Here is a 15,323-nt window from a genome sequence, read left to right on the forward strand (position 1 = left end):
GCTGTGCTGCCGCAGCGCATCGCGTCGAGCGCGTCGCGCGCCCGCGACGACGCGCTCGACCTCCGCCCGGGGCGGAGGCGCCGCGTCATCGCGCTCACTCCTGCGCGGAGTTGGTCGGCTCGACGTTGGCGAAGGCGTTCGCCGGGACCTGCGCCATCGGCCGGCTCCGGATCACGTTGTAGATCGGGATCGGCTTGTCCTTGCCCTTGACCTTGGCGGGCTGGAGCTCCTCGGTCTCGAACCGGCCGCCGAGCTGCGCGTACGTGGTCTCGCTGATGACGATCTGGCCGGCCAGCGCGATCGAGCAGAGCCGCGCCGACGTGTTCGCCACGTCGCCGATCACCGTGTAGCTGAGCGCCTTCGAGCTGCCGATGTACCCGGCGACGAGCGGCCCGGTGTGGATCCCGATGCCGACCGCGAGCGGCTGCTCGTCGCGCTCGAGCCGCTCGCGGTTGAACTCGCCGAGCACCTCGCCCATCTTCAGCGCGCACTCCACGCTGCGGACCGCATCGTCCCGGTGGGCGACCGGCGCGCCCCAGAGCGCCATGATCCCGTCGCCCATGAACTTGTCGAGCGTGCCTTCGAACTGGAAGATCGTGTCGACCATCCGCTCGAAGTACTGGTTCAGCATCACGACGAGCTCCTCCGGCTTCTTGCTCTCGGCCATGCGCGTGAAGCCGCGGATGTCGCTGTTGAAGACGGTGCACTCCTCGACGTGCTGGCCGCCCTGCTTCACGGCCAGCTGGCCGCTCAGGACGCGCTCGGCGATGTTCGGCGAGAGCAGCCGGCGCAGCTGCTCGCGCGTGACGATCTCGTTCTCGATCTTCTTCCCGAGGATGTTGATCTCGATGAACATCGCCGCCTGGTAGGCGATGGCGGTCACGAGCTCGAGGTCCTTGGGCTGGAACTGCGCGAGCGTCTCCGAGTCGAGCCAGAGCACGCCGAGCACCTCGTTGTTGTGCTGCAGCGGGGCCACGAGGGGGGCGACGATGGCCGAGCTTATCCGGTTCAGGATCATGCTCTTGCCCTTCGACGCCGCGAAGTCCATCGCCGCGTCGTGGGTCAGCACCGCGGCGCGCTCCTGCACGACGTGGTTCAGGATCGTCGAGGACACGCTGATCGGCGCCGTCGTCCCGTCGCGCCGCTGCATGGCCTGCGGCGTGAGCTCGCCGCCCTCGTTGCGCAGGAAGATCACCCCGCGGTCGGCGCGGATGAACTTGAAGACGCTCGTGAGGATCTTCTCGAGCAGCTTCGTCGTGTCTCGCTCGGCGGCGATCTCGCGGGACAGCTCGTGCGACAGGCGCAGCCGCTCGTAGTCGGCGCGCAGCTGGTTCATGTCGTTCGCGATCCGGTCGAACGCCAGGAACCCCTTGTCGACCGCGGCGATCTGCGTGCCGATCTGCCGCGCCTGATCGTTCACGTCGATGCGGGTGCCCTGCGCGACGTACGAGCCGCCGTGCGCCCCCGAGCGCCCCGGCAGCGGCGCGGTCCCGCCCGGCCCCGCGACCAGCGGCGGCGGCGGCGGCACGTACGGCGGCTGCCGCGCCACCGGGGGCGCCGCCGGCGTGCCCGACAGCCCCGCCGCCTGCTGCTGCGGCGGCTGGCGCGGGTACTGCGGCGGCGGCTGCGGCGGGTAGGCGCCCTCGCGCGGCGGGTGTCCGTACCCGGGCGCCGGCGCCGCGCCCTGATGGTTCACCGCGGGAGGCCAGCCGGGGACGAGCGGCGGGGCGACTGGGGCGCCCGGATCGTCGAAGCGGCCGCGCGTGGACCCCAGGGCGATCTCGTCCCCGTGCTTGAGCGGCGCTTCGCCCCGGACACGCTCGCTGTTGATGAACGTGCCGTTCAGGCTCCCGAGATCGCGCAGGACGAAGTGATCGCCCCGCTGCTCGATGATGCAGTGCTCCTTCGAGACGATCTTGTCGAGCAGCTGGATGGAGTTGTTCGGGTGGCGCCCCAGCGAGTTCACGGGCCGCAGCTCGATCGCCTGCTGGCCCTCGGCGGTCTGCAGGATGAGGCGGGCCATCGGTTCTGGGAGATTACCCAGCCAGGCACGGACCGACAATCTTTCCGGCCGGAGTCCAGGACAGGCCGAGGAAAGCGACCGCGCTGATCCGCGGGGACGCGCCCGCGCCCGGCGCGATCGCCCCGGGCGCCCCCCCCGCGGCGCGGACTGACCATCCGGTCAGTGTACCGAATCGGGATCCGTGTGGAAGTGTCGCCTGGAACGGCTATGCGCCCACGGGCCGCCGCGTTAGTCGGCCGCATGGATTCCGCGTACCTCCTCGCGATCGATCAGGGCACCACCGGAACGACATCCCTCCTCATGGACACGGCGGGCGCGACGCTGGGCCGCGCCACGCGCGAGTTCCGCCAGCATTTCCCGGAGCCGGGGCTCGTCGAGCACGACCCGGAGGAGATCTGGCAGAGCGTTCAGGACGCCGTGGGCGAGACGCTCAAGGCGGCCGGCGTGGCGGGCAGCGCGATCAAGGCCATCGGCATCACGAACCAGCGCGAGACGACGCTCGTCTGGGAGCGCGCGACCGGGAGGCCGATCCACCGCGCGATCGTGTGGCAGGACCGCCGCACGGCGCCGCGCTGCGCCGAGCTGCGCGCCGCGGGCCACGAGCAGGCGGTCGAAGAGACGACCGGCCTCGTGCTCGATCCGTACTTCAGCGGCACGAAGCTCGAGTGGATCCTGGACAACGTGCCCGGCGCGCGCGCGCGCGCCGAGCGCGCCGAGCTCTGCTTCGGCACGATCGACAGCTTCCTCGTCTGGCGCCTCTCGGGCGACGTGGCCGGCGGCGCTCCGGTGCACGCGACCGACGTCACCAACGCGTCGCGCACGCTGCTCATGAGCCTCGCGTCGCTGAGCTGGGACGACGCGATGCTCGCGATGCTGCGGATCCCGCGCCCGCTGCTGCCCGAGATCGTCGGGTCGGCGGGCCGCATCGCCGCGACTCGCGGCTTCCCTCACCTGCCGGACGGCATCCCGATCGCCGGCATCGCCGGCGATCAGCAGGCGGCCCTCTTCGGCCAGGCCTGCTTCGCGACGGGCGACGCCAAGTGCACCTATGGCACCGGCGCCTTCGTGCTGGCCAACATCGGCGATCGCCCGCTCCGGAGCCGCTTCGGCCTGCTCACCTCCGTGGGCTGGAAGATCGGCGCCGAGGTGGTCTTTGCGCTCGAGGGGAGCGCCTTTATCGCCGGGGCCGCGGTACAGTGGCTCCGCGACGGCCTGGGCCTCATCAAGAGCGCGGCGGAGGTCGAGGCGCTCGCCCGCGGCGTGCCCTCCAGCGAGGGCGTCACGTTCGTCCCGGCGCTCTCCGGCCTCGGCGCGCCGTACTGGGATCCGGACGCCCGCGGGATCATCGTCGGGGTCACGCGCGGCACGACCGCGGCGCACCTCGCCCGCGCGACGCTCGAGGGAATCGCGCTCTCCGTGACGGATCTCGTGCGGGCGATGGCCGACGACCTGGGCCACCCGGTGCGCCGGATGCGCGTGGACGGCGGCGCCGCCGCGAACGACCTGCTCATGCAGTTCCAGGCGGACGTGGCGAACGTCGCTATCGAGCGCCCCACCGACCTGGAGACGACGGCGCGCGGGGCCGCGATGCTCGCCGGCGTCGGCGCCGGCCTCTTCCGGACGAAGGAGGACTCGGCCCGCATGTCCCGTGTCGGGCAGAGCTTCCAGGTCGCGATGAGCGAGGAGGCTCGCGCCTCCCACCTCCGCCGCTGGGCCGACGCCGTCGCGCGCGCGCGCTCGCAGCGCAGCTGATCGCGCCCCGTTTCCCCTGAATTTCCACGCTGTTTTCCGCTTGAACCAGGTCTTCCGAAGCTCGCTCCCGAGCCGTCATCGCGCCGCCGGCTCGGCGGCCGAACGGGCTTCCGGATCAAGGAATCAACCCTAGGTTGCGAGAGTTAGGCCCAGAAGCCCCCAACCAGCGTAGAGTGCTATGACGACGGCGCATTTCCGTTCAAACTTGGTGCACTTGAACCGAGGCGCGCGGCCAGCCCACCGCCGCCTCGCTGCTTTCGATGGAGACGAGGAGGACATGCCGACTACCGAGAATGCTTCAGCCGGCGGGACGGCCGTTCGCGACATCCCGATCGACTGGGAGGCGCTGGAGGACGCCTTCGAGAACAACGCCCCAGAGGTGCACTCGTACCTGCACCTCGGCACGGGCGACGTGCTGCGCGTGGTCGACGGCGTGGCCGATCCTCAGATGCACGCGCGCATCGCGGCCGATGCCAACTACCTCCGGATCGATCCCGTGAGCTCCCGCGAGCAGTACCGGTGGATGGAGCGCTACATCCCGATGGTGGAAGACATGGATCTCCAGGCGAAGCTCAGCCAGGCGATCGACGGCAAGGGCGCGTTCCGGCGTTTCAAGGATGTGCTGATGTCCTACGGCCCGGAGCGGGAGCGCTGGTTCGCCTTCCGGAGCGAGCGGCTGCGGATCTTCATGGAGGCGTGGCTGAGCGCCCACGCGCTGAACCCGGTCCCCCGCCCGCTCTGGGTGCCGGAGGTGCCGGCCCGCCCGGAGGCCGCCGCGCCCGTGGCACCCGCCGTCGAGCCGCCGCCGCGCGAGCGCGAGCGCGAGCGCGAGGAGGTGCGGGAGCCCCGCCGCGGCAAGAGCGTGGAGAGCCTGCGCAAGAACCTCCGCGACATCGCCGAGGCGCTCGGCCCGCGGGATCTCGACACGCTGACGGCGTTCGCGGAGTTCCTGAAGGCGCGCCGCGCGGCGCGGTCGTTCGCGCACCACTACCACGAGGCCCAGGGCCCCGCGGACGAGGAGTCCGGGCCCGCCTCGCAGGAGATCGCGAGCGAGTCGCGCAGCGACACGGCGTGAGGGCGCGCCGCCGGCGCCGCGATCGCGGCGCCGGGGCGCTGGCCTGAAGGTGGGAACGGAGGGGAGCGGCGGCGTCGATCGCCGACCGGTCTAGAAGTACCAGTCGGTGCGCGCGCCGATGTAGTGGCCGACCGTCGAGCGGGCCCGGAAGTTCGCCGGATCCGACTCGTCGCGGAGGCCGAAGGCACGGATGTAGGGCGACATGTTCTGCAGGACCGCCGCCTCGTTGTAGATGGCGGCCGTGTAGATGAGCTTGAAGTGCGGCCGCGCGCCGGTGCTCAGCTCGCCCGTCGGCACGAGGGTCGGGACGACCGAGAGCTTGATCGCGGTCCCGAGATCGTTGTCGCCGTCCTTGCGCCCCTGGAACGAGGCCTCGATGACGGGGTGGAAGTTCTTGTGCGCGAAGATCGCGGCGTTCGCCTGGATCGAGAAGTCGAACTGCTTGTCGGGCACCCCGGCCGCCGCGGCGCCGTCGGCGTCGATCGCAGCCTTCGTGAAGTGGAAGGTGCCGAGGCCTTCGAGGGCGACGGCGTCGCCGAACCGGAAGCCGACGTGCTCGACGGCCTCGACGCCGAAGGAGCCCGCGAAGGTCCCGTCCTCGTTGGGATTGCCCCAGGTCTGGTAGGTCTTCGCGCCGCCGGCCGCGCCGTTCGCGATGCCGGTGCCGAAGCGCACGGAGGTGTCGCTCCAGTTGCCCTGGCCGAGCCCGAGGTGGAGCTTCGCGCCGATGACGCCGCCGACGTCGCCCTTGCCGTTGTCGGGCGCGTCCTGGTCCGGCCCCCGCGTCGCGGCCGGCAGGACGTGGAACTCGCCGTGGACCTTGACGTGGTGCTTGGCCTCGCCGCCGAACTCGAACTTGTAGTTGCCGGCGAAGATGGTGCGGAAGCGCTCGACCCCGTTGGCGAAGTTGTACAAGGGGGGTACGGCGTCGGCCGCCCCTTCCACCGGCGCCTTCCGGTAGCCGAGGATGGCGAGCTTCAGGTTCTCGTACGTGATGCCGCCGCCCTGGCCGCTGAGGTCGTCGAGGTAGAAGTAGTCGCCGATGGGCGCGTACTGCTCGCGGAAGAAGCGCGCGCCGCCCCAGACGCTGAGGCCGGGGACGAGGAAGTTGCCGGCCTCGATGTAGGCCTGGTTGAACTGGAGCGTGATCGCCTGCCCGTCGTTCGAGGACGGGTTCATGAACTGCCCGCCCCACTGCCGCCAGATGGCGAACGTCATCTCGGACTTCACGAAGAAGTCCTGCGGCGTCGCGCCCTTCACCACGTGGGCGACGAACGACGGCTCGGAGTAGTCATCCTCCTCGTAGCGGCCGCCGATGCCGAACCCGAGCAGGTTCATCGACTGGCCCTGGGCCTTCTGCCCGTAGAGCGACCACGCCATGCCGAGGCGTGAGTACCAGTGCCACTCGAAGTTCTCGCTTCCCACGGCGTGGGCCGACTTCGGCGCCGCCGTGAGGCAAATGGCGGAGACGGAAACCAGCCCGAGGGCTCGGACTGCGGCGCGCCGACCCGCGATTCGCATGCTGGGAACCGACGACCTGTCTCTCTTAAGTGATGTCATCGAACGACGCTCCTATCCATTTCTTGGAGTGTGCTTGGGGTGATGGGGAGGTGATTCGGCCAGATGGCCAGAGCGGCAGAGGAAGCGGCCTGTCAAGAGAATCTAAGGATGGCTCTGTGCGACAGAGCCGCCCGCCGCCACACACGTGGGGCTCGCGGGGGGCACAGTTAACAGGAACGTTCTGTTCATGTCAAAGGTCTCCGAAGCATCCACAGCAGTTTGTTGCCTTCTGCGGCGCGTCATTATTAAGTAGCCGAAATCACTTATCTTAGCCAACTGTTGCCGTTCCTCGGGTCAGGTGCGGAGGCGCAGGATGACGCGACGCACCAAAAACCAGCTCGATCTGGATGAAGTGCAGCCAAAAGAATCCACGCGACGCCTGGCGCGTTACCGGGAGTGCTCGGCGCGCGCGCGACGCGACTGCGAGGCTGCATTCGCGGGCCGCGGGGGGCGCGGTTTTCGTGCTGTGGCGGCGTCCCCAGAGCGAGCGGCGCGGCGCGATTGTTTCGGGACCTCGAACTCGGGTTTTCGTCTCGAGGCGAGCGGGGCATCGTCTGCGGGGCGCGTCTCGCTCTCCTGCGTTGAGCCCCGGGCGCGCCCTCGTGTCCGAGGAGCGTCATTGACGATCGCGCGCCGCTCGCGCTGCGCCCGCGGAGCCCCTGCGCGCGTGCGCAGGGCGACACGGCAGCGCGCGGCCGCGGGAGAGGCCCGCTACGGGTGGGCGATATAACGCAAAGCGTCGCCACGGCGTAACGCTCGGCGCAGATCGCGAGCGGGTCAGTCTCGACTGCCGTGCACCGCGGGGTGGACATGTTTTTGTCCAGGAAAGGCGTTACGCGGTCGCCTCGAGATACGTCATGTTGCTCGCCGTGGCGGGCTGCGGCGCTCGGGCGACAGGCACGATCCCGCCGCGCGAGGCGCATGGACGCGGATCGCTGGCCGGCGGGAGCCGGCCGCGGCTCAGCGCTCGTCGGCGACGGCGCCGATCACCCCGTCGAAGAACTCCGCCACGCCGGTGCTGTCGAGCATCCGGTTCCAACCGATCTCGTCGAAGGGCTCCGGCAGGCCGTGATTCGTCAAGAGGATCCCGAAGAGCTCGCGCGCCGGGTCGATCCACACGAACGTGCCGGTCCCGCCCGCCTTGCCGAAGGAGCCTGGCGACAGCCGCGTTCCGCCGTTCGAGAAGCGCGGCGTCCAGATCTCCCAGCCGAGGCCCTTCGGCGCGAGCAGGAGGTTGTTGAGGGGCGAGGTGTCCGTCGCCGCGGCGGTGACCTGAGGCGTCTGGTTCCGCGTCATCGCGCGGACCGACTCCGGGGTGAGCACCCGTGAGCCGCCGTAGCTGCCGAAGCCCATGATCATCTGGCAGAAGATGGCGATGTCCATCGCCGTGGTGAACACGCCGTCGCAGCCCGTGACCCCGCCGAGCGCGAAGTCCTGCTCGTCCTGCACCTCGCCGCGCACGAGGCGGCCGCGGCGCGCCGAGGTCCCGGTCGCCGCGATGCGCGGCGCGAGCTCCGCCGGCGGGTTGAACATCGTGTCGCGCATGCCGAGCGGGCCCCAGATGTGCGCGTGCGCGAAGGTGCTCAGATCGGCGCCGGAGGCGACCTCGACCAGCCGGCCCAGCAGGCGGTAGGTGAGATCGCTGTAGAGCACCGACGAGCCCGGCGCGGCCTCGAGCGGCGTCTCGGCCATGGCCTGCCACGCGGCCTCGTCGTCCGGCGCGTCGAGGAGCTGGTGGTCCATGGGCAGCCCGGCCGAGTACCGGAGCATATCGCCGACGGTGACGCCCGACTTCCCGTTCGCGGCGAAGCGCGGGAGGTACGACGCCACCCGGTCGGAGAGCTGGAGCTTCCCCTGCTGGACGAGCACCAGGACCGCCGTGGCCGTCGCCAGCACCTTCGTGATGGAGAGGACATCGAACATCGTGTCGAGCGTGACCGGCTCGCTGCAGCCGGCGACCTTGTTGCCGAACGCCCGGTGACCCACGATGACGCCGCGCCGCGCGATGAGCGCGGTCGCGCCCGGGAAGAGGCCGCCGTTCACGCGGCGCTGCACGCGCGCGAAGACATCGTCGATCCGCTCCGAGCGCATGCCCACCATCTCCGGAGAGCCGGTGGCGAGCACCGTCGACGTCGTCGCGCCGGCGGACGAGCTGCCGAGCATCGCGGGAGCGACCGCGGTGAGCGTCGCGATGCCGCCGAGTCCCCGCAACAGATGCCTGCGATGAAACGAATGTTCTCCGGGTTCCATGTGAACAACTCCTTGCGAGGTCTCCTCACGATGCTTGTCGCCGACGCCGCCGAGCGGCGGGCGCGCGCTCTCCCGCCGCCCTCTCCCGCACACGAGGGCACGGCCGCGGCACACCGGATCACAGAGCGCCGCGCGCGAGCGCGACGCGACGGCGCCGCGCCTCGACATCGAGGCGCGTGCGCCGGGTTCGCGGCGCGATCCCGGGGACGCCCAGCGAGCGCTGCTCAGCCCGCTCGTCGGGGTGGCTCCCTCGAGCGCACCCACGCCCGGGATGGCCCCCGCCGCAAAGGCCGCTCGCGACCTCGCCGTCGCCCCGGCGCTGCACCGGCCCGGCGCGATCGCGCTCTCCGGCGGCTCACGAGCGGCGCACGCCCAGGGTCTCGTGCTCTATCTCATCGCTCCTGGAACGCGCCCTCCAACGCCGATCGCCGGCATGTAGCCCCGGCGAACACCCATACGGATACGGCGCACTGGACCCCCCTCCCGCGCGATCAGCACGGAAGCGCCCGCGCTCCAAGTTGCCTGGAGTGAACACCAGACAACGCTGCAGTATCGCTTCAGTGTCCTTCAATATCAAGAGATAGAATCGATCGGCGTTATCTCTTCCGCCTCTTCCGCCTCTTCCTCTTCCACTTCCACTTCCACTTCCACTTCCACTTCCGTTCCCGCTTCTTCTGCGCTTCGAGCAGCGGTCGTCGTGCCGCGTCGTGCCTCATCGCACCGCAGGCGCTGTAGGGCGCCCTGGCAGGCGCCACGCGACGCGCATTTCGCCCGCCGCCTGCCGCCTGCCGCCTGCCGCCTGCCGCGCGCTCAGCGCGCGGGCACGATGCTCAGGGAGACCCGGGCGCGCGCGTTCTGGTAGTAGGTGTCGAGCGCGTGGGCGAGCCGCTGCGCGACGTACCAGCGCTTCAGCGCCGGGGCGACGTCCTCGTAGCGCTGATCCTTGAACGGCGTGGCGCCGGAGCGCAGGACGAGCTTGAGCTCGAAATCGCTGGGCTCGAGCATCGGCGCGACCATGCGGTCCAGGTACAGGCTCGCGCGCGCCTGGCGGCGCAGCAGCGCGTCGAGCTCGTCGGAGCTCACCCCCTCGGCGGCCGCCGCAGCGAGGAGACGCGCGCGGCCGCGGGCGCGCTGCTCCAGCGAGAACCGGGCCGCCTCGGCCCGCTGCGCGACCTCGGCCGACGTCGGGGCCGGCGAGATCGGCAAGCTGGCGAGCAGCGTCTCGGCGATGTGGCGATCGAGCGCGGCGCGGACGTGCCGGTCCCGGTAGAGCCCGGGCTCCGCGTCGGGATCGGCGAGCGCCTCGACGCGCGCCTGGAAGGCGAGCTCCCGCTCGAAGATGAACTGCGGGCGGCGCACGCCGCCGGTCTCTGGCGCGTGCCAGCGCACGACGACGCGGTCGAGCAGCATGGGCGCCGACGCCGGCGGCGCAACGGCGGCGTCCTGACCGTGGGCGCTCCGGAGCGGCGACGCGAGCGCGAGCAGCGCGGTCAGCGTCGTGAGGAGCCCGGGTCGGCGCACGGCGCCAGGCTAGCGCAAACCGCGCCGCGCGTCCCAGGCGCGAGCCGCGGCTCGCGGAACGATCGGTGCGCGGCTATAGGAGGGAGGTATGTACAGGCAGTTCGCGCTCGAGGGCGAGGTCCACGCCTCGCTCGACTGTGTGCCGCTCTCGGTGCGGCGGAAGCTCGACCTCGCGGAGCTCAAGATCTCGCTCGCGGGGTGGCAGGCGCTGTCGCGCGCGGAGCGGCTCGCCTTGTGTCACCTGCCGGTCGATACGGACGAGGACGTCGCCGTCTACGCCGAGGTGCTCCGCGGCTTCGCGGCGCGCGCCGGGGTCGACCTCGCCCCGCTCGCGGGCGCGCCGGTGCGCCGCGCCGCCTGGGATCAGGAGAGCGTCGCCGCGCGGCTGCGCGAGCGGCTCGGCCCGGACGGCGCGCTCGACGGCGCCGCGCTCGGCCGGCTGGCGGCGCTGACCGAAGAAGAGCGCTACGCGATCGTCAAGCTTGCCGATCCGAAGCGCGGGCCCGAGAAGCTGCGGGCGCTGCTCGGCGAGCTCGGGCTCTCCCGGGGCGACGGCAGCGAGGCGACGCCCGGCTGAGCGGCCGAGCGGCGCCGCCGTCGCCGCTCGAGCCCATGCCCGCCGCGCTGTCCCTCCGACGTGTCACCGCCGCCGTCGCGGCGCTCGCCGCCCTGTCGCTGCTCCTCCCCGCCCGCGGCGCGGCGCCTCGAGGGGGCGGCGCGCGCGCCGCGATCCGCGTGGGCCTCGTGTTCGACGTCGGCGGGCGCGGGGACAGGAGCTTCAACGACGCGGCCGACCTCGGGCTCGCCCGCGCCGCGCGCGAGCTCGGCGTGACCACCGAGGTGCTCGAGCCGAGCGGCGCCGAGGACCGCGAGGCGGCGATGCGGCTGTTCGCGGCGCGCGGCTTCGATCTGGTGATCGGCGTGGGCTTCATCTTCTCGACCGACGTGGAGGTCGTCGCGCGCGCTTTCCCAGCCACCCGCTTCGCGTGCCTCGATTACGCGGCCGTGCCCGGCCGCGCCCTGCCCGAGAACCTCGCCGGCCTCACCTTCCGCGAGGAGGAAGGTGCCTTCCTGGTCGGCGCCGTCGCCGGGCTCACGACGGCGACGGGGCGCGTCGGCTTCATCGGCGGCATGGACATGCCGCTCGTCCACAGGTTCGAGGCGGGATACCGCGCGGGCGTGCGAGAGGTCTGCCCCGCGTGCGGCGTCAGCGTCGCTTACGCGGGGACGACGCCCGACGCGTTCCGCGATCCGGTCAAGGGCAAGGCGCTCGCGGTGAGCCAGGTCGCGGCGGGCGCCGACGTCCTCTTCCACGTCTCCGGAGCGACGGGCCACGGCGTGTTCGAGGCGGCGCGCGACATGGGGGTCAAGGCGATCGGCGTCGATCGAGACCAGCACGACGAGATGCCGGGGACGGTGCTCACCAGCATGATCAAGCGCGCCGACGTGGCGGTCTTCGAGGCGGTCCGCGCGCTGGTCGAGGGCCGCTTCGAGGGCGGGATCGCGTCGTTCGGCCTGGCCGAGGGCGGTGTCGGCTACGTGAGCGAAGGCCCGCACGCGGCGGGGATCCCGGCCGCGGCGAGGGCGCGGGCCGCCGGGCTCGCGGCGCGGATCGCGCGGGGCGAGCTCGAGGTGCCGCGCGCGCCGACGCCCGCCGCGGCGGAGCGAGGGCGCGGCGCGCTCACCACTTCACCATGACCTTCGCGGGGTTGACCTCCGCGGTGACGCGGGGGACGTCGACGAGCACGTCGAGGAAGTCGCTGCCCGGCTGGCTCAGATCGAGGTTCGCCGCCTTGGGCTCCACGCGCGCCACGATCGAGTCGGGGTTGACGGCGCCCACGTCCTCCGGCGTCCCCGTGATCCTCACCTGCACCACGGCGGGCGAGACCGTGGCGCGCGGGATCCCGACCACCTCGACCCTGCGGTCGAAGGTGCGCGTGGCGAGCTCGCGCCCGATCTCGAGCGTCGCCATCACGCTGTCGACGTCGTACGTCACGAGCTTCGGCGGCCGCTCGAGGGCGAGCTGCCGCTGGTACGTGCCCTCCGTGAGCCCGCTGATGTCGAACGGCGCGGTGCGCGCGAGCTGCATCACGTCGACCACCGAGCGCGGGCCGCGGGCGCTCACCGACGGCGGCTCGACCGAGATCATCCCCTTCACGAGGAACCCCTGCGCGGTGTCCCCCGTGCGCGGCACGTGCACCGGGATGGACCGCGTGACCACGTCGTCCCAGCGGAGCTCGATCGTCGGCGGGTAGATCTGATCGACGACCAGCCCCGCCGGCATGTGGAACATCGAGGAGTCGAGATCGATGCGCGTCTTCGCGCCGTCCCGGAGGTCGAGCCGCAGCGTCCCGAGGCTCTCCGAGCGGAGGTCGTCGAGCTGGGTCCGGGGGCCCCGCACCGTCACCGCCACCTCGTTCGGGACCTGGGTCATGAGCTGCCGGTGGCTCGACTCGGGCGGGAGGATCAGGACGACGCTGAGCATCAGCGTGCGCTGGGCGTTCTCCGCGCCGTGGATGAAGGCGTAGAGGCACAGCGCGAACGTGAGCGAGAGCAGCTTGAGGCCGAGGTTGTCGAGCAGCGCCGAGCGGAGCGCCTCGCGGATGCCGGCCAGCGTCATGGCTCATCTCGCGGAGGTACCCCCTCCGCGCTCCCCTTGGACGCGGCGGTCGTCGCGACCTGCCCCGTCGGAACGAAGGTGCGCTGCGACGGGACCGGAGAGTCCGTCGCGGCGGCGGTGGCGTCGACCAGCGCGGGCCGGCCGCGCTCGGACGGGCGATCCCCGTCCTGCGTGGTGGAGGTGGCGCCCGGGCTCCGCGCGTCGGCGCCCGTCCCCACCGCGGCGCGGAGGTCGGCGCTGGATCCCGCCGCGGCGCGCGCCTCGGCGCCCGATCGCATCGGCGTGGACGTCGACATCCGCGCCATCGGCCGCGCGTCGGCCTCGGCGGGCGCCTTGATCATCGACGACGTCTTCGTGACCGGCGCCGCGGGCTTGGCCTCGATCGGCGCGGGCTTCGCCGCGGCGGCGGCGGGCTTGCCGGGCTCGATGCCCGGCGCGGCGGCGCCCGGCGCGGGGCTCACCGCGGGGCTGCGCGCCGGCGGCGCCGGGAGGCTCGTGCGGCCGCTCTGGGCCACCTTCTTCGCGAAGCGCCGCCTGCGCGACGAGCGGCCGAAGAGCCCGAGCAGCGCGTGCCGCAGCGACTGGCCGTCCAGGTTCGAGACGATGTTGCCGCTGAAGCAGAAGCTGATCGTGCCGCGCTCCTCGCTCACCACGACCACGACCGCGTCGGTCTCCTCGGTGATGCCGAGCGCGGCGCGGTGCCGGGAGCCGAGGCTCGCGTCGAGGATCTTGGTCTCCGGCATCGGGAAGAAGACGCCGGCGCGCGCGATCTTGAGATCGCGGATCAGCACCGCGCCGTCGTGCAGCTTGTTCACCGACTCGGGGACGAAGAGCGAGACGAGCAGCTCCCGGGTCACCACCGAGTCGATGTGGATGCCGTCGCTCTTGACGAACTCCAGCACGTTCGCGTCCTGCTCGAAGGCGATGATCGCGCCCATGCGGTGGCGGGCGAGCTCGGTCGCCGCCGCCACGACCTCGTCGATGACGCGCGACTGCTGCTCGCGGCCGCTCGTGAACCAGTTGCTGCCGCCCACGCGGATGAGGGCGCGGCGGATGTCGTTCTGGAAGACGACGACCACGATGAGGATGATCGACGAGAGCAGCCACGAGAGGAGGCTGAGGAGCGTCGTCAGGCCGAAGATCTTCGCCCCGAGATAGATGAGGAAGACGATGCCGAGCCCGAGGCCCATCTGCATCGCGCGGGTGCCGCGCAGCACGAGCAGCGCGCGATAGACGACGTACGCGACGATGAAGATGTCGACGAGATCCCGGATGATCTGCGTCACCGGCCTCGCCGAGAAGAGGCGGAGGAACCCCTCAACCATCGCCGCGCACCCCCTGGGTGAGGGGAGCCCCGGCGCCGCGCCGCTCGCGCGGGCCCGCGCGGTCGTTCGCGCGGTCGTTCACGCGATCGATCGCGCGCATCACGTCGAGCGCCTGTCGGACGGGGCGGACATCGTGGACGCGCACCGCCGCGGCGCCGCGCGCGACGCACGCGAGCGCGGCCGCGACGGTGCCGCCGAGGCGCTCCGAGGGCGGCGCGAGCGCGGCGCCCGCGCCGCCGCCCCGCTCGGCGGCCTCGGCCGCGGCGGCGCGCGCGAGGAACGACTTGCGGCTCGGCCCGACGAGCACCGGGAAGCCGAGCGCGCACAGCTCGTCGAGCCTCGCGCACAGCTCGAGCGACTGCCGCGCGTTCTTGGCGAAGCCGAGCCCCGGGTCGAGGACGAGCTCGCTCCTCGGCAGGCCCGCCTCGAGCGCCCGCTCCGCGGCGCTCGACCACTCGCGCGCCACGTCGGCGACGACGTCGCCGTAGGCGTCGTCGGGATAGGCGGAGAAGCCGGCCATCGCCGACATCGGGCCGCGGCTGTGCATGAGCGCGAGCGACGCCCCGCGGCGCGCGCACAGCGCGCCGAGCTCAGCCGCGCTGTCGAGCGCGATCGTGTTGACCACCGCCGCGCCGTCGTCGAGCGCGCGCGCCGCGACGGCGGGAGAGGTCGTGTCGATGGAAACGACGGCCCCCCTCCTCACCGCGTCGCGGACGCTCCCGCCGATGCGCGCGATCTGCTCGTCGTCCGGCACGGGCTGCGCACCCGGCCGCGTGGATTCCGCGCCGATGTCGATCATGTCCGCCCCCTCGGAGAGCATCGCATCGATCTGCGCGAGAGCCGTATCTTCATCCGCGAAGCGACCGCCGTCGGAGAAGGAGTCCGGCGTGCGGTTCAGGACCCCCATGATCACCACGCTCCTGCGGCGTTCGAGCAGCATGCGCAGCGGGGACATTTCCTGTGGGTAGCAACTTTTGCGCCGAACGGCAATTGTCTGCTCGAACCGATGTTTTCCAGGAGCAGTTGGAACATCGTGAGGGTTGTCCGGCGCCGCGCTCTGGCGTCGCCGTCGTGGCCAGCGGGCGCGCGCCGGCGTTGGACGGCGCGCCGGCGCGGGCATTCCGGCGGCGACGCGCCGTCCAACGCCGGCGCTCCGCGCGCCGCTGACTCGGCCACGCTTCTTTGCTAGGGTCGCGC

11 protein-coding genes are annotated in these 15,323 nt (G+C 71.9%); 4 read left to right on the forward strand and 7 right to left on the reverse strand.

The window, feature by feature from the left end:
* Window positions 1-94 precede the first annotated feature (94 nt).
* Window positions 95-2,023 carry an adenylate/guanylate cyclase domain-containing protein gene (locus NQZ70_RS44420; protein ID WP_129579631.1) on the reverse strand — a complete coding sequence of 643 codons (1,929 nt, stop codon included), beginning with the start codon at window positions 2,021-2,023 and terminating at the stop codon, window positions 95-97.
* A gap of 240 nt (window positions 2,024-2,263) precedes the next feature.
* Between NQZ70_RS44420 and glpK the strand changes: the two genes are divergently transcribed.
* A complete protein-coding gene (glpK, locus tag NQZ70_RS44425) occupies window positions 2,264-3,775 on the forward strand; it encodes a glycerol kinase GlpK (protein ID WP_129579632.1) in 1,512 nt (503 codons plus the stop codon).
* A gap of 277 nt (window positions 3,776-4,052) precedes the next feature.
* Window positions 4,053-4,850, forward strand: coding sequence for a UPF0158 family protein (locus NQZ70_RS44430; RefSeq protein WP_129579633.1), 798 nt, complete (start codon window positions 4,053-4,055; stop codon window positions 4,848-4,850).
* Window positions 4,851-4,940: 90 nt separating this feature from the next.
* Here the strand turns inward: NQZ70_RS44430 and NQZ70_RS44435 are convergent, their stop codons facing one another.
* The 3 genes from NQZ70_RS44435 to NQZ70_RS44445 all read right to left on the reverse strand — a co-directional run bounded on the left by NQZ70_RS44435 (window position 4,941) and on the right by NQZ70_RS44445 (window position 10,181).
* On the reverse strand, window positions 4,941-6,275 hold the full coding sequence (locus tag NQZ70_RS44435) for a carbohydrate porin (protein ID WP_129579634.1): 1,335 nt from the start codon (window positions 6,273-6,275) through the stop codon (window positions 4,941-4,943).
* Between the two features lie 1,095 nt (window positions 6,276-7,370).
* Window positions 7,371-8,660, reverse strand: a complete 1,290-nt coding sequence (locus NQZ70_RS44440) for a serine hydrolase (protein WP_165374474.1) — start codon at window positions 8,658-8,660, stop codon at window positions 7,371-7,373.
* A gap of 810 nt (window positions 8,661-9,470) precedes the next feature.
* On the reverse strand, window positions 9,471-10,181 hold the full coding sequence (locus NQZ70_RS44445; RefSeq protein WP_129579635.1) for a hypothetical protein: 711 nt from the start codon (window positions 10,179-10,181) through the stop codon (window positions 9,471-9,473).
* A gap of 88 nt (window positions 10,182-10,269) precedes the next feature.
* Here NQZ70_RS44445 and NQZ70_RS44450 point away from each other — a divergent pair, with 88 nt between their 5' ends.
* Window positions 10,270-10,758 carry a nitrate reductase associated protein gene (locus NQZ70_RS44450; protein WP_129579636.1) on the forward strand — a complete coding sequence of 163 codons (489 nt, stop codon included), beginning with the start codon at window positions 10,270-10,272 and terminating at the stop codon, window positions 10,756-10,758.
* Between the two features lie 35 nt (window positions 10,759-10,793).
* Window positions 10,794-11,879 carry a BMP family protein gene (locus tag NQZ70_RS44455; protein ID WP_129579637.1) on the forward strand — a complete coding sequence of 362 codons (1,086 nt, stop codon included), beginning with the start codon at window positions 10,794-10,796 and terminating at the stop codon, window positions 11,877-11,879.
* On the opposite strand, the gene NQZ70_RS44460 is transcribed toward NQZ70_RS44455, so the two are convergent.
* The 3 genes from NQZ70_RS44460 to folP are packed head-to-tail and all read right to left on the reverse strand — an operon-like array spanning window position 11,863 to window position 15,246.
* The gene (locus NQZ70_RS44460; RefSeq protein WP_129579638.1) at window positions 11,863-12,801 is read right to left on the reverse strand and encodes a YbbR-like domain-containing protein; all 939 of its coding nucleotides are present in this window, start codon (window positions 12,799-12,801) and stop codon (window positions 11,863-11,865) included. The two genes, NQZ70_RS44455 and NQZ70_RS44460, sit on opposite strands and share 17 nt — an antisense overlap.
* The gene (gene cdaA, locus NQZ70_RS44465) at window positions 12,798-14,126 is read right to left on the reverse strand and encodes a diadenylate cyclase CdaA (RefSeq protein ID WP_129579639.1); all 1,329 of its coding nucleotides are present in this window, start codon (window positions 14,124-14,126) and stop codon (window positions 12,798-12,800) included. Before cdaA ends, NQZ70_RS44460 begins: the two co-directional genes overlap by 4 nt.
* The gene (folP, locus tag NQZ70_RS44470; protein WP_237244615.1) at window positions 14,119-15,246 is read right to left on the reverse strand and encodes a dihydropteroate synthase; all 1,128 of its coding nucleotides are present in this window, start codon (window positions 15,244-15,246) and stop codon (window positions 14,119-14,121) included. Before folP ends, cdaA begins: the two co-directional genes overlap by 8 nt.
* Between the last annotated feature and the right edge of the window lie 77 nt (window positions 15,247-15,323).

The organism is Sorangium sp. So ce836 (genome assembly GCF_028553905.1).
Taxonomy (GTDB): Bacteria; Myxococcota_A; Polyangia; order Polyangiales; family Polyangiaceae; genus Sorangium; species Sorangium cellulosum_D.